Genomic DNA, 1,421 nt, shown 5'->3' with positions numbered 1-1,421 from the left:
CCGGAGAGCACGTCGACGGCGAACCCGAGGAAGTGAAGCTGCTGGCGCGGTTGTTCGAGTGCCAGGAATACCTGCCGGCGTTCAGCATCGTGGCCGAACTCGACGGCGAAATCGTGGGGCATGTGATCAGCACCCGCGGGTGGGTGGACGGGCTGGAGCTGCTCGGCCTCGGGCCGATCGGGGTGGTGCCGCGGCTGCAGCGCCACGGCATCGGCACCGCGCTCATGAACGAGACCGTGGCGCGGGCCAACACCGCGGGGGAGCGGGGGATAGCCCTGCTGGGCAGCCCCGAGTACTACTCCCGCTTCGGCTTTGTTCCGTCCACCTCGCTCGGGGTGGCGCCGCCGGAGGCAGGCTGGGCCGCGCACTTCCAGTTGCTGCCGCTCGCCGTCTGGCCCGGCGGCGTGAGCGGCACCTTCCGCTACGCGGGGCCTTTCGCGGGCTGATCCGCCCGGCGACGGGATACCATTGACCGGGCGCCCCAGTAGCCCAATTGGCAGAGGCAGCGGACTTAAAATCCGCGTGTTGTGGGTTCGAGTCCCACCTGGGGCACTGAGCTGCGCGCCGCCCTGCGGCGCCCGACAGCCGGGTGGCCCTGACCCCCGGCGTTCCCAGGCCCCTCGCACGGGCTTGTCCCACGCACGTGCTTGCCGTCGGGGTCGCCTGACCCGGGCAGCCGTTCCGGGCCGTCGCCCCCGACAAAACAGCCGCCGCAAACCGTCCAGATTTCCTCTATGCAACGAGTGTTATAAGGATGTGACCGTAGTCACTTATTTTCACGTCGAAATTGCACTAGCTTGAAGTGGAATCAGGAACACCTGATCTTTCGCGTCAAAGGCCGTTCGCACCTTTAGATCGAGGAGCTTGTACATGACTTCACTCCCCCGGGTTGCGCCCCGCGTCGCTAAGCTCACCGTGCTTAGCCTCGGCGTCGCCCTTTTGGCTACGGCTTGTGGCGGTTCACCCGCCCCGAGTTCGTCGGGATCCAGCTCAGCCGCGGCCGCGGGAATCGCGTGCCCGGCACCCAGCGCCACCGGTGGCGGTACCAGCGCCGGCGGCGAAACGGGCACTGTGCCCGCCTCGGCCACCACCACCCCCACGCCCCTGAAGATCGGCTCGCTCCTGCCGACGACGGGTTCGCTGGCCTTCCTCGGCCCGCCCGAAATTGCAGGTGTCAACCTCGGCATCAAGGAGGTCAACGATGCCGGCGGCGTCCTGGGCAAGCCGGTAGAGGTCATCCACCGTGACTCCGGCGACACCAAGACCGACATCGCCACCCAGTCCACCACGGCACTGCTCGGACAGGGCGTCAGCGCAATCGTCGGCGCCGCCTCCTCGGGTGTCTCCAAGACCGTGATCAACCAGATCACCGGTGCCGGCGTCGTCCAGTTCTCCCCGGCCAACACCTCCCCGGACTTCAC

At 67.8% G+C, this 1,421-nt stretch carries 2 protein-coding genes and 1 tRNA gene; all 3 read left to right on the top strand.

The window, feature by feature from the left end:
• Positions 1-446, top strand: a 446-nt coding sequence (locus LQV45_RS32310; protein WP_230011617.1) for a GNAT family N-acetyltransferase, incomplete at its 5' end; no start/stop codon positions are given.
• Positions 447-478: 32 nt separating this feature from the next.
• Positions 479-552: transfer RNA gene (locus LQV45_RS32305), tRNA-Leu, on the top strand.
• A 318-nt stretch (positions 553-870) separates the two neighbouring features.
• On the top strand, positions 871-1,421 hold a 551-nt coding region (locus LQV45_RS32300; protein ID WP_230011615.1), incomplete at its 3' end, for an ABC transporter substrate-binding protein.

It is taken from the genome of Microbacterium sp. Bi128 (assembly GCF_918698205.1).
The sequence above is the reverse complement of the archived record's forward strand: the minus strand, read 5'-3'. Positions and strand labels throughout refer to the sequence as shown.